The following is a 25,116-nucleotide window of genomic DNA, read 5'->3' as shown; positions in this document are numbered from 1 at the left end:
GATCAGACAATCATCCGACTGTAGGCAACCGTTGCTCTCTGTCGGCCACGAGACGCTGGTAGCACACCGAGTACCTCCCTATCTGCCAAAAGTGAGTCATCCCCTCATGAACGAAGGTTGGCAAAACGACGACTATTTCATCATCTTCACGGAGGATGAGAGCTTAGCTGCCATGAAGGCCTACGGATTTGATCATCATCTTCCGGGGTACACGCTATTAGGTCTAAGAGGATGGGACGACATTATCGTCATCAACTCTTCCGGAGTAATGTTTACTATTCCGACGCTGCCACTCGATGCGTCCTATGCCGTGCCGTTTGCCCTTCCCCAGCCTATTTCCCTTGAACCGGACGAGCGTTTCGCTGGCAGAATCAAGTGGTATACCAAGCCCTTAGTCTTTGGGGGCGACCCGGCGGACAAAACAAATTTCGCATGGATCACTCACGAGCAACATGCTGAGCTTGTCACCTGGTGGAACGAACAATACAGGAGCGCCAAAACACAGAATTAGTGCAATTGCCCATAAAGCCGAAATCGCAACACATCCTCACCTAGCGTACTGAGGCACTCACGACTAGCCTATACCCTGTTTTTTACCAGAGCTGATGTGTGCTATCGATGAGTGTCCGTCTCCTCAGCCGGATAAAACTCGCCTTCCTTCCCCATCTTTTCCAGCCTTTCGCGCACCATCAACTCAACGTTGGCCACAGCAGCGTGATCGCCAGGGTTGACCACCTTCACGCAAAGACGTCTGACATTCTGATCGTGGGTGCCCTCGCTCATCATCTCGTGGGTGAAGACCTGTTCGCCACGCCATAGGCATAGCTGGGTATGAGTCCCGCCGAGCCATATCTCGTTGATTGATCTCAGGTCAGTGGTCGCCAGTTGATCGACGGTGATTGTCTTATCCATTGCACTGTACCTTACCCGTGAGTAGACACAGGTAGACATACAGGCATAGCGGGTCGTTCCAAGCGTCTGCAGCTCAACCGCGCCAATGGTGGAAAGTACGCCCCGGATCAACGTCGGACAATTGAAGGCGCAAGTACGAACAGACAAGGGGAATCCCATGACTGACCCGCCTGGTTTTACATGCAGATGGCCGCGCTTGGATAAACCTTAACCCACCCTCCCCTGTCCAATACTGCCAGCTCAATAATCAGCACAGCACGGAAGAAAAGCACTGGCTTCAGACGCATTCCGGCACAGTTCACGACGGCGTGCTGCCTATGGAACGACTGACAGCTATCGGCCCAGAGTGTGTAAAAACGCTTCGCCAAAATTGAAGTGTGCGCGTCTACGTTAAATCTGAAATTTATCGGCACGTCAGCAGATGTGGATTTCGCGTAGAAACGCGATTTTCAGTTCGGTTTTGAGTAGCGGTCGCGCTCAAAACTGTTTTTACACAGCCTCGGCCAAAAGCGGTCAGTCGTCCCTACGAAATTTTGGACGATTCAGCGTGCTACCTGAGGGCAGTAGCTTGTTAAAGGAGTTGGGTAACATCTTCATCGGTGTCACGACTATGCACAGCTGTTATGAAAGTGATACACGAACCTGTGCAAGATTATTAGCCGGAAGGCGAGCCCGCGCTGATGCCCGTCAGCACCAGAAAATAAGGAGATTGATCATGTGGCTCAAAAATGTGGCATTTGCGCTGTTGATTTGCCCCCTCGTCACCGCATGTTTCAGCGAGCCTTTTCAGCCCCCTACGGCTGATGCTGACTTATGGGAGAAGCCGGGAGCGAGCAGGAATGATGTCTTGGCGTCCATGCTAGCTTGCGGTGAGAAAAATGGCTCCGGCATCGATCCTAATGCCAGCTTCCAAGAGATGGCCCAGCGATTTGTATGTATGAAGCGTGCGGGCTATACCCGGCGTGACGGTTTCGACATCTGTGCATTGCACCCGAAGGAGCCGTTGAAGGCCTGTGAGTCGGCGCAATGAAGCCATAAAGGCGTCGCACGGTATTGAGGGAGTCGGCATTGAACTCTTTAGGGTGAATTGGCCCAAGTATTTATAGGTACATGCGACTGACTGCTTCCGACCCAAAGCAGACGATCGAATGACCCCAAGATGGTGTGATTCAGAGTCTTCCCGCCCGAGTGTTGTCATTGGCCTTGCAGAGCGCCGGTCTTAAGCTTTCGACTGCGCCAGCATCTCTGGCGGGGAAAGCTGCGAGCCTTACCCTGATGCCGCGCAGAAAACGCACATGATAGAAACCACCTTTGCGGCCAATCTTGGGTCTGCTTCGAAAATCGTATCGTTTACCCTTGATCCCTCGATAGGGGTAGCACAGGATTGAGCCATGATGAATAGGAAACCGGAATATTGTGCAAACAGGGTCTGGATTTCTAAGCACCTAACGGCTTTGAAGCACATCACAACCCCTTAGCAACAAGGGATCGATGATGGCATAATGCCTGCTCAGCGAAATCTCGGAGTGCTAGTTTCAGGCTAGCGCCTGTAAGCCAGGAAACCGAATCAGGGATGAGTCATATGCGTTTGCATTCCATATCTAGCACTGCCGTAGCATTATCTACAGCGACGGCGTTGATTACGATAAGCATTCTATCGACTATTGTGGCGCTTAGTAACGCATGGTTCGTACTCAACGAAAATCAAATCATGTACTTGTATTCGACCTCCGCCCAGGTAATTGCGGCAGTTTATGGGCTGACTCTTACTGGATACTTATTCTTCCGAAGCGAACTACTTCGCGAGGCTCGAAACGATGAAACCCGAGCAGTCTCCATTGAGAAAGTGGAAGGCCGCTACCTCAAGCAGCTAGTAGTAATCACGCTATTGGTGGGACTTACCATTATTTTAACTAATTTGGTCATAGTTCAAGAAGGAGCTAAGAGCACCCTACTTCTAACGGCGCTGATGAACACAGCGCAGACAAGCTTTGCTATTTCGTTTGCAGCAATCTCCATTTTTGTTTTAGATGTGGTAACTCCGCATAACGTAGAGGCGGCCAGCCAAGCGATTCAAAACGAAATCGACCCAGGCCATAGCCTTCAGGACACTGAAGGCAGCCTAGAAAATTTCTTGCGAACATATAATGAAATCGAAAGGATTTTGGTTGAGGCTACTGGTTCACTGAAGCCTTTCATTGAAGCACTGGAGTGGTCGCCTAAATATAAGCGCACCTCTAATACTCGCCTCGCAGAGATGCTCTGGCGAGGAAGAAAAATTAAGCATCATCTTTTCGCTCAATTAAAAGATCTAATTACGCTTAGAAATGCAATCATTCATGGCGCGGAGCCTGTCGTTAGTCGCGAAATGGTCGATAAGTCACAGGCCGTATTACTTGAGTTGAGGGAGGCATTACAAATTCCGACTTTCAGCGAAAACGCCGAAACACCATATTATTTATAGCTCGAAATTACTATATTAGAGAAAGGAAAGAAGCGTGCGCTATTTTGACTGTACAAGGTTTGACTACAAAAACGTTGCAGGGGAAGATATTACAGCACTTGTAGAACGAGATAAATCCGCCTACAAATACTCATTCACCACCTGGATCAACGATGAAATTGAAAAAATAACTGAGCGAAAGTGGCAGATTGACAACATCGGCGTGGTGGAAGAGACAGGGGACTTTATTCGCCTTATCAAAGAGGCGGAACTTACTTACGCACTGGGAGCATTCTATAGCACTATTGCTCTAACTGGAATTGCGAGTGAAGATCTCTGCAAGTACTTTGCAAAAAAAATGAGTCACATCGATCTGCAAAACGCCACGCAGCACGTTCGCCTCCAGAAACTGAAAGAGCGAGGAGAGCTATCTGAGGACACGCACAAGGCATTTGATGCTATTCGGATCATTCGGAACGACTGCCTCCATTTCAACGATGATTTTAAAACCCGTGATCAAAACACCTTAGGCGCTGAAGCGCTTAACTGCATTAATAGCTTAAAGGCGATTTACAAAAATCTATTCTCACCGTCAAACTCACAGTACAAATCCGGAGAAATTATCACAAAAATAATCGAGGATTTTGCTCACCAGCAGGTCTACAAAACTTCATTTGGCGACACTTTGAATCAAGAGGAGTTTACTATGAAGCTCCGCTATTTTATGGCTGAAGAGCTTCAAATAGATGTTGCCATTTCAAATCCTGGAGATAAAGTGACGCAAACAGATTTATTTCGAATAGAAGAAATAGATTTTGAAGTCACGCCCAAGGAAATTACACTGCATCACATCCCACTAGGAACTTACACCACAATTGACCTAATTGATGAAGACATCAAAAAAATTCAAGAACTGGAACTGATCGAGGGCGACACAATATTTGCCAGCATTTATTCGATACTTAATCATCAGGGGATGTCAGCGACTTGGTACTTTGAGACATTTATCACCCCCAAAAGCTAAATTACTTGATGAAGAAATTTCTAGCTAAAACACGACGGTAAGATCAGCGATGACGCCAATCTTGCTTGAATGAATGCAACCGTATGTTGACCCAAGTTTCCTAGGCACATCGAAGGGCTGCTTTTGGCCGATAGCTGCCCGTCACGAACGGCAGTAATCGGCCAAAAGCTGACGGTGGCTACAGGCAGAAATCGACCCACTGCAGCCGTCTAGATCAGATGTGATCTTTGTTGGAGCGGGCTTACCCGCAAAGAGGCTGCTTGAGCAACGCACATACTCTTCGAGCGATGTCATCTGCGCCATCGGGAATGTCCACTGAAATGCCTAAATAGTTGACTGTAAGCACAAGTGGAAACGTCAATGCCAGTGCAAAGCCGCTGATCATCCACGCTGCCAGGAACTTCGCAAGAACAGCGTCCACAGCGCTAACCGCCAGGGACATCAGAAGCTCAATCGAACCCGTCTGTCGCTCCAGCGACCACATGCGCATGGCCAATGCTGGCAATAGCAATGCATAGAGCCAAGGGAGGTAATCAAAAAATGGTGCCAGATCCGCCTGGTTGCGCTCATAAAAGCTGCCGAGATAAAACGTGCTGACTCCGCTGAGCACCAGCAACAGTAGAGTAAATACATAGGCAACAGGGGTAATGAAATAGCTGCATACCTCACGCTTGAACAGCGGCCATACCCGGCTCATGGTCGTTGCTCCCGAGTCAGTAGACGGAAGACGTCTCCAAGCGAGCCGCGCTCGACTTCCTGTCGAGGCACATCCCAGCCCTGCTTCACTATCAGCGTGTTGATAGCTGGCAATATTACAGCCCCGGGGCGCGCCAAAACCCGAACGCTGTAGGCCTCAGTCCCCGCCTCAATACCCGCCACACCAGGCAGCATTGCCAGTGTCATCACGTCCAATGGACGCGCGGCGTACAACGTCACGGCTTGGTGATAACGCGAGCGACTTTCCAGTTCGCAGGGCGTGCTGTCAGCTAACAAATGTCCTTTATTCATGACCAGTACACGGCCGCACAACGCGGTGACCTCTTCCATGATATGCGTAGAAACAATGACGATTTTGTTTTGGGCCATGTCCTTGATTTGCTCGCGCACACGGTATTTCTGGTTCGGATCAAGACCATCGGTAGGCTCATCCAGGATCAGTATTTTGGGTTCGTGAAGAATTGCTTGCGCCAGGCTGATCCGGCGACGAAAGCCTTTGGAAAGAGTATCGATCGTCTGCCCCCGGACCTCCATCAGCTCGAACTGTTCGAGCAGGGCCATTACCCGCAGTTTCTTTTCACGGCCACGCAAACCGCGCACCTGCGCGACAAAACCCAAGAAGCCAGACACGGACATTTCGTTGTAACAAGCCCCCGATTCAGGGACGTAACCGATGAGTTGCTGGGCAAGGCGCGTCTGACGGCGTATATCAAAACCACACACGATGGCCGTTCCCGAGCTAGGTGACATGAAGCCAGTGAGCATGCGTAGCGTCGTGGACTTGCCAGCGCCATTGGGCCCCAAAACTCCGAGCACCTCACCCGGTACAGCCCTGAAAGACAGATCGTCTACGGCAATAGCATTGCCGAACCGTTTGGTTAAATGGGTTATCTCAATCATGATTTTCGATTTACCTGCAGAGGCACATTGAAGCGCCTTTAGGTGCGCTTTTTTCGTTCGCGCCGCACCTTAACCGCAGCCTGCACAGCGTGATACATCATCTACAGATAATCCGATCTATCCTTGGCGAGCGTGGAATTATCTGTAGCCAAGTGAGGATTATCTGATAATGCCTTGATGGGCAGCTGGCTATTATGGACGTTGAATTGTGACCCTTTTCATCCTACGGAGCCGGACGTCCCATGCTGTTAAGAACAATCGAAGTATCTGACGCTGACGGACAGTTACTCAATGCCGTGGTCTTGTGCGGCTTCACAGCAACGTACATCGACAGGCAGTTTCTGGTTTACAGCCTCAATGAAAAACTGGGCGACAATCTCATCAAGATTTATCTGTCCCCCCTAAAAAATGAGGGAAGTGTTCTGAACCTGTGTAACGCTCCCCCCGAGATACTGACGACAGCGACACAAGTGCTCAAAAGTATTATTCACGATGCTTGCTCGACTAAAGCCATACAAACAGAAAGCACCTATGCAGTGATGGATTTGGGAGACAAAGAAATTCAGAGTAGCGTTGGCACTACTCCTCATTGTTTGAAAATCAGCGAGGCATGGCTAAGAAGCCTGCTGAGCTACCACCCCTCCTCAAGTGTTGATACTTCAGCCTCCCCGTCCATGCACAACAACTTTGTAGCGCCCTCTATACCAAATGACGATTCGCCCTCGAAGACAGCGAACTACTGCGCGTCATCACAAGTGCACTACATGACGACCGCGCCAGTATTAAACAAAATTGAACCGCTGATGTACGCCACGGGCGGCGCCTCGGCCGTTGTTTCAGCTCCTTTTATAGAGCCAGCCGCGCCTGCCCCTAGCGCATTGACGGGTAATCATTTGGCCAAGCCCCTCGATCAGAACATATCCAAAAAAATCGAAACGAATCTCAAGTCACTGATCGCAAGTGTAACGAACCACAAGGAAACCTTACTGGCTCAGTATGTAGAACTTAAGGACCGCCAAGAGAAATTGGAACAACGAGAACGTCTGTTATTGATTCGGGAACTGGCGTTATCCAAGCAGGAGGATGAGTTGGCAATGGATATCCGGTCATTGCAAGCGGCCGAGCAACAAATCAACAATCTGATGCGCTCATAAAGGTCATGCGTTCCTGATAAGATAATGACGTATTTTACGATTTGGGTGGCGGGCTTTTCTGTATTAGCTGCTCCTGTTGTTTCTTCAAGCCCAGAACTGAACGCTCAACGCTGTGGTGACCAACCGACTTTCGCCACTATTAACTGGTCAGGGTTGAGTGTCTGGGCCTTTCTGCTAGTCATTGGCACCCAAGTGGCCAAGACTGCCAGTTACCCAGCAGCTCCCGATTGTACCTAGGTTGAGAGTCACGCTCCGTGTGGGAAATGAATTTGAAGGCGAGATGCACGAAATGCTACATGAGGCAGATACGCTGAGCTCTCTAGTTGCGGAGCAAGAAGCTACTAAGACGGCTGAAAAAAGTTCAGGCTTGTGGAAGTGATCTCAGTTAAGTCGATGTAAGTGGGTAATCTTACTTGGCTCGCCCGCCTGGCATTAAACCGCATTCACTTATCACGGGGCACCCAACAGGTTTGTGTCGATTTAACCTTAAATATTAGGGGCCGGTAGTCGTACCTCAAACTGAATTTAACACCATCACTCCGTCCAACTCTCAATGTTTAACTGCTCGCCAGCTTCAAGCCACATAACTGAGAGGGGCGACAGGCAGAAATCGGTCGGGAGCGGACGCGTTTGACGTTGTCGGTACTAGGTTGATTTGATAACCCATCTCTACCGAATTTGATCCGCCTCCTTATTCAGCGTCAACACTCGGCTCACCTCCCACACCCCTGACTCAGCTCCCGTGTATTTTGATCCACTATGAACAACAATCGATGACCGATCGCGCTAATTTCGAGAACATTTATTCAGCAATCTCGGGCCTGTGAGCTACTTATGAACATCCGACATCGCCCACTTGTTAAATCACGTAATACACACTTCAACCTCCACCCGACACCTGCGATCACTTCCACGCCCCCAGCTTCCTCCAGTCAACCGTCCGACCCTCTGCATATAAGCGCCTTATAAATCTCAGAAACCACCTGCGCCGTTGCGCTTTCGAGCGTTCCTTCATTTCGGCATAACACCCAGCCATGATCTTCAATCGCACGCTCGAACGCGTTGGTACATGCCACATGTTCTTCCAACTGATGGATCACAGTGCTGTTCAAGCCGCGCCGTCGTGCCGCTGCCCGTGCCCAGGAGATATCAGGAGCGGTGACAATCCCGATATGCAGGTCGGGTACTTGCACATTCCGATCGATGTTCAACTGTAGGATTTCTGCAAACGGGATTGTGCGCCGGAACGCGGCATCGGACGGGTACCAGCGATCAATCAACACAATGCTGCCAGGTGGCTGTTTAGCAATAACGTGCCGGGAAATCCATGCACGGCTATCAGCGAGGCGCTCACACACCTCCCACTCCAAGTTCCGTGAGGGATTCCTGACCAGTTGGTTAACGAGGATCATTGTTTGCCCCCGATGGGGATCGCTTTTTTTCTCGCACAGCCGGATTACTTTTTTGTTGTCTGCCCTTAGTACTGTTGTAACGGCTTCCAACAGTGTGGTTTTGCCGGTTCCCTTGGGCCCGTCTACAGAAACAAACAGTGGACGATTGATCATTTCTGGCTTGCGGGCGTAGACGTGACCACGCCATAACCCTTCTGGAGTTCGGTCAGGCGCTGGTTGTAACTGTCACGAATGCACGCCTGTTTGTCGTCAGCCTTCCAGCAGTCGTTGCGCCCCTTGATCCAGCCACGTTGTTCAGCCTTGAGCATCTTGGCCTGGCTACCGGCCTTTTTCAGTGCAGCGCTGTAGGTGCTCGCCATTTGGCGATCCAGGGAGGCAAGCCCTTCGCTGCTGCAAATCAGTGTCTCCACGGAGCTGGCCATGTTCGCGCTGCACTTGAACGAAGGTCCGGTCTGGGCTTGTGCGCTGACGGCCAAACCTGCGGCAAGCACGGCCACTGACAACAGCGCCGCCCGGGTGATTGAATGCATATAATGGTGTCCCTGTAAGGATGTGAATGAGCGTCGTGGTAAGGGCCCACGGTGGCGGCTGCAACGCGTATGATTCTTGCACGCTTTCTATAGGTGGCACTGCATAGGTCGACAATGGCAAAAATCAGCGTTAGCAACAAGGCGACCACGCCAGGCCGAAGAAATCTCACGGCCGCCGATCGGCAGCAGCAGATGGTCGAACGGGCGATCACCCTCTTCGCCCAGAAAGGCTTCGCACTCACTACCCGTGAGTTGGCCGAGGGACTGCAGGTGACCCAACCCCTGCTCTATCGCTACTTTCCCAGCAAGCAATTATTGATCGAGCAGGTTTACCAGCAGGTGTTCATGAGCCGCTGGGACCCCGAACTGGAGCAGCAGCTCAAGGACCGTACGCGTCCTTTAAGGGAGCGGCTGATTGATTACTTTATCGGTTACACCCGGACCATTCTGAGCAATGAATGGGTGCGGATCTTTCTGTATGCCGGCTTGCAGGACCCGCAACTCAACCAGCGCTATCTCAAGCAACTGCACGAAACGGTGTTCCTGACGATCATTGAAGAACTGCGCCATCATAAGCAACTGAACACCCCGCTGGACGAGCAGGCGTTGAGCCTTGAGATCGAAGTGCTGTGGGGTTTCCACAGCAGCTTCTTTTACTTGGGGGTGCGTAAGTGGGTGTATCAGTTGCCCGTCCCTGAGGATCTTCCGCAGCTGATTGCGCTGCGGGTCAATGCCTTCCTCGATGGCGCCCTGCATTGCGACCAACTCCCGTGATGTCTATTTCCGCGAACAGATAGACCAGGCAAAAGCCATCCATGGGTATGACCGGGTTGGTCCAGATCATCCGTGAGGGGTCATCAGCTTCCTTCCTGCGACTGGCCAATGTCGAGGCTGGCCATGGCCTGGCCGACAATCCGGGCCCCCGGCACGTAGTCAAAGATCATCTCGATGGTGATCCCATTGGGGTCTTCGAGAAACAGCTGGTGCTCACCCATCTGTGGAATGACCCGTTCACGAAAGGCAATGCCCATCGATTGCAGACGGACCTGGACAGCTTCCAGCCCTTCGCAACGTAGCGATACATGATCGAGACAGCCCGACCCGTAACCCCCCTGCTTGTTACCCAGATAAGCCTGCAGATCCTTGTCACCGCCCACCACACTGGCGATATGCAGGAGTGGACGGCCACCGGCGTACATCCAGCAGCCGGGAAAACGAAAATCCGGACGGGGCCCAGATGACAAGCCAATCACGCGTTCAAAAAACTCGGCGGTCTTGCCCCACTGTTCGGTGCGAATGGTGAAATGGTCGAGCGCTAGTACTCCCATGTTCCCTCCTGGCGTTACGGATCAGAGACGTTGCAGATGCATATTTTATCATCCGATAACTTATTTCAAGAATAATTTATCAACCGATAACTTGTGTGGACGGTTTACTATCACGCTGATCATTCTTCTAGGGTTCCCCATGGCCAACCACGACCTCAGCTTCACCCCCGACCTCGACCCCGACTCGATTTCTTCCGACGTCATCGGCTTCAACGGCATCCTGGTCTCCACGCAAATCCCGGTGCGCGCCGATGGCAGCCTGGAACTAGGCGATATCACCGCGCAAAGCGAATGCACCCTGCAAGCCCTCAAGGTCGCGCTCGAACGCGCCGGCAGCAGCATGGACCGGGTCATGCACTTGACCATCTACCTCACCGACATGGCCGACCGCGCCGCATTCAACGAGGTGTACAAGCGGTTCTTTGCCAAACCCTGGCCAGTACGCGCGGCCGTAGGCGTGGCGTCGTTGGCGGTCGAAGGCATGCGAGTTGAAGTCACAGCGATGGCAGCCAAAGGCTGAGCACTGCGCACCATTGGGCATCCAGCGGGTGCCCACCCGGCGATTCACGGCTACAATGCGCACCTCAACCGTGACAAGCCTGACTAAAAAAACTATGTCCTTGCCCAAGCATCATCTGGAATTGCTCAGCCCTGCCCGCGATGTCTCCATCGCGCGCGAGGCTATCCTGCACGGCGCCGACGCCGTGTACATCGGCGGCCCAAGCTTCGGTGCCCGCCACAACGCCTGCAACGACGTGAGCGAGATCGCCCAACTGGTGGAATTCGCCCGTCGCTATCACGCCCGGGTGTTCACCACCATCAACACCATCCTGCATGACGATGAACTGGAGCCGGCCCGCAAGCTGATCCACCAGTTGCACGATGCAGGGGTTGATGCACTGATCGTCCAGGACCTGGGTGTGATGGAGCTGGATATCCCGCCCATCGAACTGCATGCCAGCACCCAGACCGATATCCGCACCCTGGCCCGGGCCAAGTTCCTCGATCAGGCCGGGTTCTCCCAACTGGTGCTGGCCCGCGAGCTGAACCTGCAGGAAATCCGCGCGATCGCCGATGAAACCGATGCCGCCATCGAGTTCTTCATTCACGGCGCGTTGTGCGTGGCGTTCTCCGGGCAGTGCAATATTTCCCATGCACAAAATGGCCGCAGCGCCAACCGTGGCGATTGCTCCCAGGCCTGCCGCCTGCCCTACACCCTCAAGGACGACCAGGGTCGCGTTGTCGCCTTTGAAAAACACCTGTTGTCGATGAAAGACAACAACCAGAGCGCCAACCTGCGCGCCCTGGTAGATGCCGGCGTGCGCTCGTTCAAGATCGAAGGCCGCTACAAGGACATGGGCTATGTGAAGAACATCACCGCCTATTACCGCCAGCGCCTGGACGAGATTCTTGAGGACCGCCCCGACCTGGCTCGCGCCTCCAGCGGCCGCACCGCGCATTTCTTCCTGCCGGACCCGGAAAAGACCTTCCACCGTGGCAGTACCGACTACTTCGTCAGTGATCGCAAGATCGATATCGGTGCCTTCGACACCCCAACCTTTACCGGCCTGCCAGTTGGCGTGGTGGAAAAGGCCGGCAAGCGCGACTTGCAGGTCATCACCCATGAGCCGCTGTCCAACGGTGACGGTTTGAACGTGCTGATCAAGCGCGAAGTCGTGGGTTTCCGCGCCAATATCGCCGAGCCCAAGGGTGAGTTCGAGGAAGACGGTGAGAAGCGCTACCGCTACCGCGTCGAGCCCAACGAGATGCCGGCGGGCCTGCATCAGTTGCGGCCCAATCACCCGCTCAACCGCAACCTGGACCACAACTGGCAGCAAGCGCTGCTCAAGACCTCCGCCGAGCGCCGGATTGGTGTGTCCTGGCAAGTCTGCCTGCGCGAAGACCAACTGCAACTGACCGCCACCAGTGAAGAGGGGGTGAGTGCCAGCACCACCCTGCCCGGCCCATTCGGCGTGGCCAACAAACCGGAACAGGCGCTGGATACCTTGCGCGACCTGCTCGGCCAACTCGGTACCACCCAGTATCACGCCACGGCCATCGAACTGGATGCGCCGCAGGCGTATTTCATCCCCAACTCACAGCTCAAGGCCCTGCGCCGTGATGTGATCGAAGCGCTGACAACGGCCCGTGTCGAGGCCCATCCCCGTGGGGGCCGCAAGGCTGAAACCACGCCACCACCGGTGTACCCGGAGTCGCACCTGTCGTTCCTGGCCAACGTCTACAACCAGAAGGCTCGCGATTTCTATCACCGCCATGGCGTGAAATTGATCGACGCGGCCTACGAGGCCCACGAAGAAACCGGTGAAGTGCCGGTGATGATCACCAAGCATTGCCTGCGCTTCTCCTTCAACCTGTGCCCCAAGCAGGCCAAGGGCGTGACCGGCGTACGCACCAAGGTTGCACCGATGCAGCTGATTCATGGCGATGAGGTGTTGACCCTGAAGTTCGACTGCAAGCCTTGCGAAATGCACGTGGTGGGCAAGATCAAAGGGCATATCCTCGACCTGCCGTTGCCGGGCAGCGGTGTGCAGCAGCAGGTCGTGGGGCATATCAGCCCGGCCGACCTGCTCAAGACCATCCCCCGCGCGCCACATTGAGTAAACCCACGTCCCTGTAGGTGCCGGTTCGCCGGCGCCTACAGGGGGCGTTTGGATGGCGCCAACTCTGGCTTGACACGCCACCACCAACCCCGCTGCAACCCCGCCGCCGCTAGCAATATCGCCGCAACCCCCAACCACTGTGCCCAGCCCAAGCGATGCCCGTAGGCCATCCAGTCAACCAGGATCGCCGCAACCGGGTAGATGAACGACAGCGCCCCGGTCAAGGCCGTCGGCAGTTTTTGAATCGCGCCATACAGCAGCACGTACATCAGGCCGGTATGCACCACGCCCAGCGTCAACAGCGCGGCCCAGGCATCGACGGGCGCCGATAGGCTTTGCCACGAGACCAGCGGCACCAGCAACACCGCGCCGGTAGTCACTTGAATCAGTGCCAGTAGGTGCGGCGGCACGGCCTTCAGACGTTTGATGATCAGCGCAGCGACCGCATACAAAAACGCCGCGCCTATCGCCTGCACCACGCCCAACAGGTAATGATCACCACTGCCCTGCTGCTCGCCATGGGCACTGACGATCGCCAGCATGCCCACGAAAGCCACACTCAACCAGGCGAGCTTCTGTGCGGTGATCTTTTCGCCAAGAAACAACGCCGCGAGCATCACCAGCATGAACGGCTGCACGTTATAGACCGCGGTGCTGATCGCAATGGAGGCCTTGGCATAAGACGCAAACAGCAACAACCAGTTACCGACAATGGCCACGCCGCTCAACATCGCCCAGCCGAGTGTCGAGTAATTCAACCATCCGCCCCGCAAATACCCCAGCCGCCAGCACACCAGCAGCAGAGTCAGGCCGCCGATGACGCAACGCCAGAACACCACTTCGATGACCGGCACCCCAGACACCAGCACAAACCAGCCGATGGTGCCGGAAATCAGCATTGCGCCGACCATTTCCCACGAGCCGCGACGTATGGATGTGTCCATGATTTAGCTCCTCGGATGAGGCTAAATTATGGCAACCTGCGCCAATCAGGCTCCAGCGCCTGCAGAAGGTAAAAGGTGGTCCTTACCTATTCTTATTAGGCAAAACAGCAAATCTGCTTAAGGAGCCCAGGATGATTGATGTTATCGACCAACAACTGATCGCCGCCCTGATGGACGACTCGCGCTGCTCGCTCAAGACCCTGGCGGGCATTACCGGCCTGTCCTCGCCCAGCGTGGGCGAACGTTTGCGACGCCTGGAGGAGCGCGGAGTCCTCAAGGGCTACACCGTGGATATCGACCCCAAGCACTTTGGCTATCTGTTGCAAGCCATAGTGCGCATCCGCCCCCTGCCCGGCCAGCTACAAGAGGTGGAACGGCAGATCCAGGCGATCCCGGAGTTTACCGAGTGCGACAAGGTCACTGGCGATGACTGCTTTATCGCGCGACTGCACGTACGCACCATGGACCAGTTGGATACCTTGCTCGACCGTCTCAACGCCTACGCCGAAACCAACACCGCCATCGTCAAGAAAACCCCGGTCAAGCGCCGGCTGCCGCCGTTGGCGGGCCAGTGACGCTCTGTTAAAGGCCGCCGCTGATTTGCACTACGATGGCCGCGCCAGCTGTGCCATCATGTTGCAATTACGCTTAAATCCTTTTCACGGATGATCGGTTTGCTTAGTCAATTTAATCTTTTCATCAGCACCACCCCCGTAAAGGACGTCGTTGACTTCCGTCTCCAGAACGAGCACGCAGGCCATTTGGCCTACCACCAGGCCGATCTGCGCACGTTGGACGCCAGTCTCAAGCGGGGCATATTCGACCTGCGTGATTACCTCGATCGGTACGTGTCTACCAGCGAGCAACCCAAGGCGATGGCCGAGCTTGGCGTGGCTATCGCACATCACCTGCTCGGCCCGCAGATTTTCCAGGAACTGCAGCAAGGGCACCATCAACGTACGCTGTGCGTGCACTTGCCGACCGTCACCGGGGAGCAGGACAGCCTGGCTGCCGCCATGGCCCGTGTCGCGTGGGAAATTGCCCGGCAGGATGAACAATCGGCGCCCTTGGGGGAGCGCAACTTGCTGGTGCGCGTCACCTACGCCACGGCACTCGCGCCCTCTCCACCGCTTACATTGCGAGCCGACGAAGCCTTGCGCGTGTTGTTCATTTTTGCCCAGTCCCGTGGTTCGCAACCACTGGGCGCGCGCATGGAAAGACGTGAACTGCTGCGGATGTTCAAACAGAAAATCTATCCTAAACGGCGTGTCGTTGCGCATTTCCTGACCCACGGTGTCACGCGCCAACGGTTGGTCGACCAGATCCAGGAACACAGTGGCTACCATATTGTTCACTGGAGTGGCCACGGCACGCTCAACCAGTTGGATCTTGCCAGCCCTGGCGGCGCCAAGAACAGCATCAGTGGCGATGAGTTGGTGCGGCTGTTCAACGACGCTGGAGGTTTCTTGCCCAGGCTCGTGTTTCTAGGCGCGTGCCAGTCCGGGGACAGCTTGCAACCCCGTGACTGGCGTGACTTTTTTAGCATCGCCCAAGGCCATGATCGACCAATCAAAGCCAGCGCTGACAATTCGCCAGGGGCGTGCGGCATCGCGTATGCGCTACTCAAAGGCGGTATACCTTCGGTAGTTGCCATGCGCTTCGCGGTAAACGATGACTACGCGCGTGAGCTGGCAATCAGGTTCTACCGCGGCCTGTTGGCCGACGTATCTGCGAAGGACGCGGCAGCGGCACTCAATCAGGCGCGAAAGGAGCTGGCCAATCGCACCAACACATTGGGTTTTGCCATCGGCGATCACGCCACAGCGGTACTGTATGGTGCCGAACAACCCGGACTTGTGTTGGCCGCGGGGCCGAGCCCCGGCACCTTCGCCCAAAGTAACCGCCTACACCAGATTGCCGAGCTGACCAGCGTCAGTCATGAGCACTTTGTCGGTCGGACGTGGGAACTGGCAGACCTGGGCGCCGACTTTATTGGTTCGCGTGAGGGTCCCGAAGTCACACCGGTGGCGATCATCACCGGTTTGGGTGGCATGGGCAAAACCGCTCTGGTGGCCGAAGCTCTCGAATTGTGGGCTGATCGTTTTAAATGGGTCCTGCTATACCAGTGCAAACCCTCGGCACTGGTGTTTGAGGCCACATTGCTGGATATCCATCGCAAATTGGACGCCGAGTTGGGCATCTACAACGCACATGTCCAGCAATGTCCTGCAGACAGGATCTATCGCGAGGCAACACCGACATTCACCGGCGCCGAGCGGACTCAACGGCTAATCCACAATTTGATCAGGGCCCTGCAACACGAGGCAATCCTGCTGGTTCTGGATAACTTTGAGACGAACCTCAAGCCGACATCCGAGCCTGTCGACGGGCAACCCTTCTGGTCCAGCCAGGATCCGAGCTGGGACACCTGCCTCGCGGCGCTGTCGATTGGCCTGCAAGGCTCACGCTCACGGGTATTAATCACCACCCGCTTGCCGTTGAGAGCCTTGGCAAGCGCCACTGCATTCTCGGTGTTGCTGGGTCCATTACCCGCCCGCGAGGCGGCATTGTACCTGCGCGCTCATCCGGTACTGAGTCATATGGCGAACAGCAGCGATGAGGCCATCAGCTCATTGGCCATGCGATTGCTCAACGCCAGCCGCTTTCACCCGTTGTTGATGGATCGCTTTACGCGTTTGGCTGCGGACCCTGCATTTCATGGTCAGCTGCTGAGCGCATTGGAAACACTGGAGAGAACCGGAAACTTCTCGGCACTTCCGGATCTCTTTGCAACCACCCCCTATCACAGGGACGAACGGGTTTACCTTGATAATGCCCTTGCCGTATCACTGGACCAGTTCATCCAGCATCTGAGTGTTGATCGGCGCCAATTGCTATGGGTGATTTCCCTGGCCAATGAAGTCATTACCCTGGCGTTATTGGAGTCGGTCAACGCAGCACTGAAGTTGCCTGAAATGGGCGCATTGCTGCGCACGCTGGTCAGCGTTGGGCTGGTCAACGAGGATAATCATACGTGCGTCCCCCCGATGCCCCACCTGACTTGCCATGAGGTGGTTCGCGAACGTATTCAAGCGTGGATGGAGCATGCTGTCGAAGATCGTGGAGTGTTGAACGAGAATGTTATCCGGCGTGCCTACGGCCAGTTCCTCAAAGACTACTTTCTGGCGATGCGCCACAAGGACATGGATGCCGCGCTGCAGGCCGGCAGCCAGGCCCTGATTTACTGCGTCCAGGGGCAGGCGTGGGACCAAATGGAGTATTTCCTCAGCAGCCTAGTCACCAGCGCCCTGGGGCCCGGCATGGTTGAAACGTTGATTCCCCATCTGCAAACCGCTGCACAATCGGTGCAGGAAGACAGCCAGCGCCTGTTTTTCCTGAACTGCCTGGGCGATGCCCTATCTGCCGCCGGCAGCTTGGAAGCCAGTTCGCAGGCCTATCATCAGGCGGCCATCCTAGCCCGGGCAGCCACTGAAAACGGCGAAGGAGACACTCATGAGGCCTGGGGCAAGCTCGCTGTCATTTGTAGTAACTGGGCAATTGTGTACTCCATACAGGGTAATTTCGTGAACGCCCGCAAGTGTTATGTCGAAAGTAGCGAAGCTGAAAAACATGGCAGTCGTCCGCCCATTCACTTGCTGATCAATGAATTGCAGATGTTGAACCTGGATATCAGGAGCGGCGGCATCGAAGAAGCGGAACATCAGGTGACAGAGCGGCTTGAGCGTTTGATGCAGTGGTGGGACTGCTACAGTGCCGGTCTACCAGTGCCTGAGGCGCCCAGCAGCGAGATGCTGACCCGAGCGATCATCGGTGCGTTGCATATCTCCCTTCGTATCGACGTGCAAAAACGGGACTGGCCTAAAGCCCTGTTAAAAGCAGACAAGGTGCTTGAGATCGAAAAGTCAGTGTCGCGCTCACTGGAGGATATCGCCGAAACCCGGTTCGACAGGGCCACCGTGCTGATGCACCTTCCTGAGCACCTGGATGAGGCGCGGGCCGAGCTGGAACAGTGCAACCAGATTTTCCATAACGTGCCAAGGATGCGAGCCAGAACCCTGACCGCGCTTGCTAACCTGGCTGCAAATCAAGGCGAGTTGAAGCAGGCCATCACCCTGGAAAGGCGGGCGTTGGTTCTGCATGAACAAGGTCCAGACCCACGCACCCGTGCGGCATCCCATAGCAATCTGGCCAGTTATCTTTCCCACCAGGGGAGATCTGCGGATTTGCAGATCCAGGCACTTCATCGCATGGCCGGCATCATTTACTGCGTGGAGGCCGGGATGGGGCAGGATTTTTCGGATGTCATGCGCGGTTATACCTATGACTGTCTGCGCGCCAAGGATACCGGCACAAGCGTCACTGCGCCGACTGTCGCCGAACTGGTGAAAGCCCCCGGATTTTGCGCGCTGAGCCTCTGGCTGGAGGCACGTCAGGTCGACTTCGATGACCTGCAAGCCCGAATAGATGCCCTGGTTCAAGCGTTACACACGGCACTCTCCAATCAACCACCTTCTGAGCCTTCCGTTGATGCCTGATACCTTACCTGCTTTGCCCGTGGCCGAACTGCTCGCAGCCCTCCAGCAAGCGGTTCGATCCGGCAATAGCGAGCGCGCCCAGGAACTGTCCCGTCAAATCCAGCAACGCTTGTTGCAGGAAACCGCCGATTGCGCCGCGATCGAGCGCCAAGTGCGTGCGTTGCTCAACGAGTTAGAACAGCCTGGCCAGATCCCCACGGCGCTGACCTTCAACGACTTGCAACAACAGCGCAGCGGCGCCGCAGACCTGGTCTATCCCGTCTGGTATGGAACCAACCGCCAACCTTTGGGCGATGGTTTCAGTGGTCAGCGTCACCCCCAAGTGACCTATGGCAGGGCACTGGTGTACGTGCCCCAAGCCCACCGTTTCGGCGAGACCGGCTCCAGTCTCTGGCAGCGTATGCGGCGCTTTGATTTACGTGACGATCGCTTGCGCTTGCAGTCGACTGACGCTCTGGACCAGGGCACGTTCTTCAGCCAATTGCGCGATGAAATGCAAGCCGCCCGGGATAACGGCGATGCGCCCCATGCCTTGGTGTTTCTGCACGGCTACAACACCAGCTTCGAACAAGCCGCCATCCGCGCCGCACAACTGGGGGTCGACCTCAATATCAGTGGCGCGACGGCATTTTTCAGTTGGCCCTCCCGGGGCTCGGCCATGGCCTACACCGTCGACGAGGCCAGCATCGAAGCCAGTGAAGCGGCAATCACAGACTTTTTGGTGAGATTCTCCCAAGAGTGTGGCGCCGACAAAGTCCATATCATCGCCCACAGCATGGGCAATCGTGGGTTGTTACGCGCATTGCAGCGCATTGCCGGCAATGCGCAGACCCGTGCTACCGTGCAATTCGGCCAGATATTGCTGGCCGCCCCCGATGTGGATCGCGACCTGTTCCTCGACTTATCGTCCCTGTACGGCGCCTATGCCGAACGCGTCACCTTGTATGCCTCGGATGCGGACCAGGCTGTACACCTTTCGGCCAAGTTCCACGATTCACCCCGCGCCGGCTACTTCACTCCCTACACCGTCGCGGCAAATATTGACACGGTCGCCGTGCCGGACTTTGACGTAGACATGCTCGGTCATGGCTATTTCGCCCAGGCCGATGCCCTGCTCAGTGATATCTATAGCCTGATCCGCAATAACGCCCCTCCCGGCGACAGGCAACGCGTTTTCCCCGGGCAGTCCGAGGGCCAGACGTACTGGACGTTCCGCCGCTGACGCTAAGCATCAGCAACGCCTTCTTCGGCCAAATCATCCTGCTCGATCAGCGGCACCTGGGCATCATCCATCAACGATCCCGGGTCTTCGTTGCCCGGATCATTGATCGGCTCCTCTTCGGCTGGGGTATGCATCGCCTTAGCCGCCCGGGGTATCAATGTCAGCGTCCGTTTCTGGCTTGGGCTCGCGCTCGGGCTTGAAGTCCGGGCTGTACTCGTTGTCCTTGGCGACCTCATCAGTCGCGGGTTGCGGGTCCTTGGGGGCCGTACCGGGAGCGGGTACTTTATGCGTGTTGTCATCGATGGCCGGATCATTCCTGCCACTGACTTGCGGGTCTTGACTGTGATTCGCGCTCATGGGGACCTCCTTCCAAGCTGATATACAGTTAAGGCGCTACGGAGATAGGTGAAGTTCAGTTCAAACGAGCCTCGCTGATCAATGGTCACGACCCCGGATTATCCACCTGGATATAAAACGCAAACGCCGCCAGCAGCATCCAGAACACCGTGAACAACCAGGGTGTACGCACCGAAAACAGCAATGACTTGCGATAGCCCTTGTGCGACGACTCGGTCTCGCAGAACAGCGGCGACTCATCGTAGGCCATGCCCATCACCGGTTCGCTGCGCAACAACTCGCTCTGCTTGAAGTGCCAGTGGTCAATGATGTCGTAGGCCGCACGTATGCCGGGCCAGGCGTTGAGCGAGCTGAACACGCCGAGCATCGACAGCAGCAGCGGCACCACCAGGGTAAACAGCTTGCCCCACTCGGGGTTGAGGTTGCCCATGCAGGACACAAAGGCAATCACCAAAAACGACTGCGCGGTGAGGTAAGCATCGGTACGGTTGGCAAGGATGGTGGTTTCGTATTGGATTTCCCGGCGATAGAAATCCAGGCGGTCCTTGGGCGAGCCAAAGATCTTGGCATTGTGTTCGGTATGGTCAGTCAGCGCCGATTCGGGGCTATGGGGGGAAATGATCCGGGGCACGATCGGTGATCCTTACGGTGCGTAATCCCGTTAGAAGAACCGGTGATACCCGAAGTTCAGGTCAATTACCTGCACCGTAATGGAGCATGGCGTATGCCTGGGGCGCACTGCACTTGCGCAGGCCGCTCCGATAACGGGCTTACACACTGTGTAATCCCTATAAACGCAGTTTCGGCACAGCCATTGCTTTACTCCTTAAATCCCCTGCCTGCCCAGGTGAACACAGGAGCAAACGTTACCCCCCGACTCAGAGCCGACTCCAAAAGAAAGTAAGGACAAGGTCCGTTGGCGCCAAAAGCCACGGGCTCATAACAATGCGTTTTCTAAAGCGGCAGTGCCTGCAACGTTTCACCCGGCACTGACAAGGTAATTGGAATGGCTCGATCTTTCTTTGATGAAATGAATGACGCAAATGGCGTGTGCCGTACGCACTATCAGGATTTTTCCCGCTGGCTGGCCAACACACCGCCGGAACTGCTGGCCCAACGCCGTCGCGAGGCCGACCTGCTGTTCCACCGCGCCGGGATCACCTTCACCCTGTACGGTGACGAGCAAGACACCGAACGCCTGATTCCCTTCGATATCATCCCGCGCAGCATCCCCGCCAGTGAGTGGAGCGTGATCGAGCGCGGCTGTATCCAGCGGGTCAATGCGCTAAACATGTTCCTCGCCGATATCTACCACGACCAGCGCATTATCAAGGCCGGGATCATTCCGGCCGAGCAGGTGCTGGGCAATGAAGGCTATCAAAAAGCCATGGTCGGCCTGGACCTGCATCGCGGTATCTATTCCCACATCTCCGGTGTCGACCTGGTGCGCGATGGCGACGGCACCTACTACGTGCTCGAAGACAATTTGCGCACACCCAGCGGTGTGAGCTATATGCTCGAAGACCGCAAAATGATGATGCGCCTGTTCCCTGAAGTGTTTGCCAAGCAGCGCATCGCACCAGTGGATCACTACCCCAACCTGCTGCTCAAGACCCTGAAAAGCGCCAGTCGCCTGGACAACCCCAATGTCGTGGTGCTGACCCCGGGGCGCTTTAACAGTGCGTTCTTCGAGCACGCGTTCCTCGCCCGAGAAATGGGGGTGGAGCTGGTAGAAGGCGCCGACCTGTTCGTGCACGACCTCAAGGTGTTCATGCGCACCACCGACGGCCCCAAAGCAGTGGATGTGATCTACCGGCGCATCGACGATGCCTTCCTTGATCCGCTGGCCTTCAACCCGGAATCCATGCTCGGCGTTCCCGGCCTGGTAGCGGCCTACTGCGCTGGCAACGTGGTGCTGGCCAATGCCATCGGCACTGGCGTGGCCGACGACAAATCCATCTACCCCTACGTGCCGGCGATGATCCGCTTTTATCTGGATGAAGAACCGGTGCTGCAGAACGTACCGACCTTCCAGTGCCGCAACCCCGCTGAGCTGTCCCACGTACTGGCGCACTTGCCCGAACTGGTGGTCAAGGAAACCCAGGGCTCCGGCGGCTACGGCATGCTGGTGGGCCCGGCCGCCTCGGCCGCCGAGATCGAGGACTTCCGCCAACGCATCAAGGCCCGGCCCCACGCCTATATCGCACAGCCGACCTTGAGCCTGTCCACCTGCCCGACTTTTGTCGAAAACGGCATCGCGCCACGGCATATCGACCTGCGGCCCTTTGTGCTGTCGGGCAAGGAGACCCGCCTGGTGCCGGGTGGGCTGACCCGGGTGGCGCTGCGCGAAGGCTCATTGATCGTCAACTCGTCGCAAGGCGGCGGAACCAAGGACACCTGGGTGGTGGAGGGCTGAGTATGCTGAGTAGAACCGCCGCAGATCTGTACTGGATGTCGCGCTACCTGGAGCGCGCGGAAAACCTGGCGCGCATGCTGGAGGTCAGCTATTCGCTGTCGTTGATGCCCCAGGCCGGACGCAGTGATGGCCTGGACGAACTGGCGATGTCGCTGCTCAGCAGCGGCACCCTGGACAGCTATCTGGAACGCCATCAACAACTGGACGCCGAGCGCATGCTGCACTTCTTCGCCCTCGACGAAGAAAACCCGGCCAGTATCTACAACTGCCTGCGCGCTGCCCGGGGCAATGCCCATGCGGTGCGTGGGCGGATCACCGCCGACATGTGGGAAAACCTCAACGCCACCTGGCTGGAAATGCGCAGCATCGCCGCCGGTGGCCTGGCACGCCATGGCATCAGCCATTTCTGCGACTGGGTCAAACAGCGCTCGCACCTGTTCCGTGGCGCCACCTCCGGCACCATCATGCGCAACGACGCCTATCGTTTTATCCGCCTGGGCACCTTTGTCGAGCGCGCCGACAACACCTTGCGCCTGCTGGATGCGCGCTACGAGATGTTTGGCGAAGAGTCCGAGGAAGTCAGCGACCTGTCCGCCCGCGGCTACTACCAGTGGAGCGCCCTGCTCCGTGCCTTGTCGTCATTCGAGGCCTACACTGAGCTGTACCCCAATGCGCTGAATGCGCGTTCGGTGTCGGAGTTGCTGCTGCTACGCAGTGATGTACCGCGCTCGTTGCATGCGTGTATCGAGGAGTTGAGCCATATCCTCGCCGACCTGCCAGGTAGCTACGGCCGCACGGCCCAGCGCCTGGCTGCCGAATTCGAGGCGCGGCTGCGTTATACCGGTATCGACGAGATCCTGGAGGAAGGCCTGCACAGCCGGCTGACCGAATTCATCGACACCGTGCGCGAGCTGGCGCGAGCGATTCACAGTTCCTACCTGGAAGTGGTGTAAGCGTCGCATCACCCTGTAGGAGCGGGCTTGCCCGCGATAACGGTGGATCAGTTGGAAATTGATCATCTGACCCACCGCTATCGCGGGCAAGCCCGCTCCCACAGGTCTGGTGTTTGCTCCAGACATATAACTGTCAGTTTGGATCATTGATCCCACCTCACGGCTGCTCTTATGGTTGCTCAACACTCATAAGAACAGGTACAGACCATGTCCGAAGCTCTGCAATTATCCCCTGGGGCCGCCCTTACCCTGAAGCGCTGGCACACCATGCTGGCCACTGCCGACCTCAAGGCCCTGCCCGAACTGCTGGCACCTGACGCGGTGTTTCGCTCGCCGATGGCCCACACCCCCTACCCCGGCGCCCCCGTCGTATCGATGATCCTCAACACCGTGTTTACTGTGTTTGAGGACTTCCAATACCACCGAGAACTGGCCAGCGCCGACGGCCACAACGTGGTGCTGGAGTTCAGCGCACGCGTGGGCGACAAACAGCTCAAGGGCATCGACCTGATCCGCTTCAACGAAGAGGGGCAAATCATCGAATTCGAAGTGATGGTCCGCCCCTTAAGCGGCCTCCAGGCCCTCGGTGCGGAAATGGGCCGACGCCTGGCACCGTTCCTGGCCAAGACCAAGGGCTAACGCTGCAGGAACTCCAGCAACAGCGTGTTGACCTGCGCGCCCTGCTCCACCTGGATCCAGTGCCCGCAGTTGGCCAGCACCTGCTGCTCCAACTGCGGCACCACCTCGGGCATGCGTTTGAGCGTATGCGCCTCAAACACCCCCACCGGGTCGCGGTCGCCGATCAAAAACAGCGTTGGTTGCAACACCTGCCGGCCCGCCAGGAACTCGGTGCGCTGCCAATTGCGCTCGAAGTTGCGATACCAGTTCAGCGGCCCGCGAAAGCCATTGGCAAAGGTCTGCACATAGATGTCCAGGTCGTGCTGGCTGCACCAGGCCGGCAAGGCGCCCGGCAGCGCGACGCCGTCCAGCAAGGTGGCCGTGGCTGGCTTTTGCTGCAGGAATACATCCTGGTCCTGCATGAACAGACGCAAGGTGCGTTCGATATCGGCTTCCAGTTCCTGCTCCGCCACGCCGGGCTGCTGGAAGTAGAGGATGTAGTTGAACCGTTCGGCATACAGCTCACGCATGATCTCGATCACCGGCCTGCGGGAACGACCGGCGAACGGCACCGACATCGTGACCAGCGCGTTGATACGCGTAGGCTCCAGCAAGGCCAGGTGCCACGCCACCACCGCGCCCCAGTCATGGCCGACCATCGCTACCCGTTGATGGCCGAACAGGTCCATGGCCCCCTGGATATCCGCGCACAGGGTCAACAGGTCGTAGTCGGCAATCTCGGCGGGCGCGCTACTGCGCCCATAGCCCCGCATTTCAGGCACAAATACGCGATACCCGGCGGCTGCCAGCACGGGGATCTGTTGGCGCCAGGAGTGCCAGCATTCGGGAAAACCATGGAGCAGCCACACGGGCGGGCCGCTCTCGGGGCCGGCGATATGCAGGCTCAATTGAATGCCGTTGACCTGGATCGTCTGTTGTTCGATAGCACTCATCACGCAGCTCCTTGGGGGGGACTGCTGCAGACTGCCCCACCGGCGCACCCCGCGCC

Annotated in this window: 25 protein-coding genes and 1 pseudogene; 14 read left to right on the top strand and 12 right to left on the bottom strand. The window is 56.3% G+C overall.

What is annotated here, in order from left to right:
* Positions 1 to 106 precede the first annotated feature (106 nt).
* Positions 107 to 511 carry a hypothetical protein gene (locus tag GDV60_RS13230; protein WP_256679294.1) on the top strand — a complete coding sequence of 135 codons (405 nt, stop codon included), beginning with the start codon at positions 107 to 109 and terminating at the stop codon, positions 509 to 511.
* Between the two features lie 101 nt (positions 512 to 612).
* On the opposite strand, the gene GDV60_RS13225 is transcribed toward GDV60_RS13230, so the two are convergent.
* Positions 613 to 912 carry a hypothetical protein gene (locus tag GDV60_RS13225; protein ID WP_056789366.1) on the bottom strand — a complete coding sequence of 100 codons (300 nt, stop codon included), beginning with the start codon at positions 910 to 912 and terminating at the stop codon, positions 613 to 615.
* Positions 913 to 1,627: 715 nt separating this feature from the next.
* Here GDV60_RS13225 and GDV60_RS13220 point away from each other — a divergent pair.
* The 3 genes from GDV60_RS13220 to GDV60_RS13210 all read left to right on the top strand — a co-directional run bounded on the left by GDV60_RS13220 (position 1,628) and on the right by GDV60_RS13210 (position 4,379).
* On the top strand, positions 1,628 to 1,942 hold the full coding sequence (locus tag GDV60_RS13220; RefSeq protein WP_017530066.1) for a hypothetical protein: 315 nt from the start codon (positions 1,628 to 1,630) through the stop codon (positions 1,940 to 1,942).
* 552 nt (positions 1,943 to 2,494) lie between these two features.
* The gene (locus tag GDV60_RS13215; RefSeq protein ID WP_159907534.1) at positions 2,495 to 3,376 is read left to right on the top strand and encodes a hypothetical protein; all 882 of its coding nucleotides are present in this window, start codon (positions 2,495 to 2,497) and stop codon (positions 3,374 to 3,376) included.
* Positions 3,377 to 3,410: 34 nt separating this feature from the next.
* Entirely contained in the window at positions 3,411 to 4,379 is a 969-nt protein-coding gene (locus GDV60_RS13210) for a DUF4145 domain-containing protein (protein ID WP_159907532.1), read from the top strand.
* 322 nt (positions 4,380 to 4,701) lie between these two features.
* Here GDV60_RS13210 and GDV60_RS13205 read toward each other — a convergent pair.
* Positions 4,702 to 5,076 (bottom strand): annotated as a pseudogene (locus GDV60_RS13205) (ABC transporter permease); the annotation flags it as partial.
* Positions 5,073 to 5,996, bottom strand: a complete 924-nt coding sequence (locus GDV60_RS13200; protein WP_159907530.1) for an ABC transporter ATP-binding protein — start codon at positions 5,994 to 5,996, stop codon at positions 5,073 to 5,075. The gene GDV60_RS13200 and the pseudogene GDV60_RS13205, both read right to left, overlap by 4 nt.
* 242 nt (positions 5,997 to 6,238) lie before the next feature.
* Here GDV60_RS13200 and GDV60_RS13195 point away from each other — a divergent pair, with 242 nt between their 5' ends.
* Complete coding sequence (locus tag GDV60_RS13195; protein ID WP_159907526.1) at positions 6,239 to 7,150, top strand: hypothetical protein; 912 nt, start codon at positions 6,239 to 6,241, stop codon at positions 7,148 to 7,150.
* 932 nt (positions 7,151 to 8,082) lie between these two features.
* Here the strand turns inward: GDV60_RS13195 and GDV60_RS13190 are convergent.
* Entirely contained in the window at positions 8,083 to 8,712 is a 630-nt protein-coding gene (locus tag GDV60_RS13190) for a dTMP kinase (protein ID WP_159909223.1), read from the bottom strand.
* Positions 8,712 to 9,092 carry a lysozyme inhibitor LprI family protein gene (locus GDV60_RS13185; protein WP_159907525.1) on the bottom strand — a complete coding sequence of 127 codons (381 nt, stop codon included), beginning with the start codon at positions 9,090 to 9,092 and terminating at the stop codon, positions 8,712 to 8,714. Before GDV60_RS13185 ends, GDV60_RS13190 begins: the two co-directional genes overlap by 1 nt.
* Before the next feature lie 114 nt (positions 9,093 to 9,206).
* Between GDV60_RS13185 and GDV60_RS13180 the strand changes: the two genes are divergently transcribed.
* Positions 9,207 to 9,866 (top strand): TetR/AcrR family transcriptional regulator, encoded by a 660-nt coding sequence (locus GDV60_RS13180; protein WP_205345767.1) that lies wholly within the window; start codon positions 9,207 to 9,209, stop codon positions 9,864 to 9,866.
* On the opposite strand, the gene GDV60_RS27090 is transcribed toward GDV60_RS13180, so the two are convergent.
* Entirely contained in the window at positions 9,820 to 9,936 is a 117-nt protein-coding gene (locus tag GDV60_RS27090; RefSeq protein ID WP_371923359.1) for a hypothetical protein, read from the bottom strand. The two genes, GDV60_RS13180 and GDV60_RS27090, sit on opposite strands and share 47 nt — an antisense overlap.
* Positions 9,937 to 9,949: 13 nt before the next feature.
* Complete coding sequence (locus GDV60_RS13175) at positions 9,950 to 10,420, bottom strand: VOC family protein (RefSeq protein ID WP_159907524.1); 471 nt, start codon at positions 10,418 to 10,420, stop codon at positions 9,950 to 9,952.
* Between the two features lie 139 nt (positions 10,421 to 10,559).
* Here GDV60_RS13175 and GDV60_RS13170 point away from each other — a divergent pair, with 139 nt between their 5' ends.
* Positions 10,560 to 10,940, top strand: a complete 381-nt coding sequence (locus GDV60_RS13170) for a RidA family protein (protein WP_092236676.1) — start codon at positions 10,560 to 10,562, stop codon at positions 10,938 to 10,940.
* 94 nt (positions 10,941 to 11,034) lie between these two features.
* Positions 11,035 to 13,038 (top strand): U32 family peptidase, encoded by a 2,004-nt coding sequence (locus tag GDV60_RS13165; protein ID WP_159907522.1) that lies wholly within the window; start codon positions 11,035 to 11,037, stop codon positions 13,036 to 13,038.
* A gap of 38 nt (positions 13,039 to 13,076) precedes the next feature.
* Here the strand turns inward: GDV60_RS13165 and GDV60_RS13160 are convergent, their stop codons facing one another.
* The gene (locus GDV60_RS13160; protein WP_159907521.1) at positions 13,077 to 13,985 is read right to left on the bottom strand and encodes a DMT family transporter; all 909 of its coding nucleotides are present in this window, start codon (positions 13,983 to 13,985) and stop codon (positions 13,077 to 13,079) included.
* 131 nt (positions 13,986 to 14,116) lie between these two features.
* On the opposite strand from GDV60_RS13160, the gene GDV60_RS13155 reads away from it, so the two are divergent.
* The 3 genes from GDV60_RS13155 to GDV60_RS13145 all read left to right on the top strand — a co-directional run bounded on the left by GDV60_RS13155 (position 14,117) and on the right by GDV60_RS13145 (position 19,763).
* Positions 14,117 to 14,560: an Lrp/AsnC family transcriptional regulator gene (locus GDV60_RS13155; protein ID WP_070994865.1), complete on the top strand. Its 444-nt coding sequence runs from the start codon at positions 14,117 to 14,119 to the stop codon at positions 14,558 to 14,560.
* A gap of 99 nt (positions 14,561 to 14,659) precedes the next feature.
* On the top strand, positions 14,660 to 18,541 hold the full coding sequence (locus tag GDV60_RS13150) for a CHAT domain-containing protein (protein WP_159907520.1): 3,882 nt from the start codon (positions 14,660 to 14,662) through the stop codon (positions 18,539 to 18,541).
* A complete protein-coding gene (locus tag GDV60_RS13145; protein WP_159439628.1) occupies positions 18,534 to 19,763 on the top strand; it encodes an alpha/beta hydrolase in 1,230 nt (409 codons plus the stop codon). Before GDV60_RS13150 ends, GDV60_RS13145 begins: the two co-directional genes overlap by 8 nt.
* A 2-nt stretch (positions 19,764 to 19,765) precedes the next feature.
* Here GDV60_RS13145 and GDV60_RS26810 read toward each other — a convergent pair whose 3' ends face one another.
* The 3 genes from GDV60_RS26810 to GDV60_RS13135 all read right to left on the bottom strand — a co-directional run bounded on the left by GDV60_RS26810 (position 19,766) and on the right by GDV60_RS13135 (position 20,751).
* Complete coding sequence (locus GDV60_RS26810; protein ID WP_256679293.1) at positions 19,766 to 19,897, bottom strand: hypothetical protein; 132 nt, start codon at positions 19,895 to 19,897, stop codon at positions 19,766 to 19,768.
* A gap of 4 nt (positions 19,898 to 19,901) precedes the next feature.
* Positions 19,902 to 20,120 carry a hypothetical protein gene (locus GDV60_RS13140; protein WP_154905920.1) on the bottom strand — a complete coding sequence of 73 codons (219 nt, stop codon included), beginning with the start codon at positions 20,118 to 20,120 and terminating at the stop codon, positions 19,902 to 19,904.
* Positions 20,121 to 20,205: 85 nt separating this feature from the next.
* The gene (locus GDV60_RS13135) at positions 20,206 to 20,751 is read right to left on the bottom strand and encodes a hypothetical protein (protein ID WP_029299945.1); all 546 of its coding nucleotides are present in this window, start codon (positions 20,749 to 20,751) and stop codon (positions 20,206 to 20,208) included.
* Positions 20,752 to 21,126: 375 nt separating this feature from the next.
* On the opposite strand from GDV60_RS13135, the gene GDV60_RS13130 reads away from it, so the two are divergent.
* The 3 genes from GDV60_RS13130 to GDV60_RS13120 all read left to right on the top strand — a co-directional run bounded on the left by GDV60_RS13130 (position 21,127) and on the right by GDV60_RS13120 (position 24,128).
* Positions 21,127 to 22,536, top strand: a complete 1,410-nt coding sequence (locus GDV60_RS13130) for a circularly permuted type 2 ATP-grasp protein (RefSeq protein ID WP_092236667.1) — start codon at positions 21,127 to 21,129, stop codon at positions 22,534 to 22,536.
* 2 nt (positions 22,537 to 22,538) lie between these two features.
* Entirely contained in the window at positions 22,539 to 23,489 is a 951-nt protein-coding gene (locus GDV60_RS13125) for an alpha-E domain-containing protein (RefSeq protein WP_029299950.1), read from the top strand.
* Between the two features lie 207 nt (positions 23,490 to 23,696).
* The gene (locus GDV60_RS13120; protein ID WP_159907518.1) at positions 23,697 to 24,128 is read left to right on the top strand and encodes a nuclear transport factor 2 family protein; all 432 of its coding nucleotides are present in this window, start codon (positions 23,697 to 23,699) and stop codon (positions 24,126 to 24,128) included.
* On the opposite strand, the gene GDV60_RS13115 is transcribed toward GDV60_RS13120, so the two are convergent.
* A complete protein-coding gene (locus GDV60_RS13115) occupies positions 24,125 to 25,060 on the bottom strand; it encodes an alpha/beta fold hydrolase (RefSeq protein ID WP_159907516.1) in 936 nt (311 codons plus the stop codon). The genes GDV60_RS13120 and GDV60_RS13115 overlap by 4 nt on opposite strands.
* Between the last annotated feature and the right edge of the window lie 56 nt (positions 25,061 to 25,116).

The sequence above is a fragment of the Pseudomonas sp. DTU12.1 genome (assembly GCF_009873475.1).
Lineage (GTDB): Bacteria > Pseudomonadota > Gammaproteobacteria > Pseudomonadales > Pseudomonadaceae > Aquipseudomonas > Aquipseudomonas proteolytica.
This window is presented reverse-complemented; position numbering and strand designations above follow the sequence as displayed.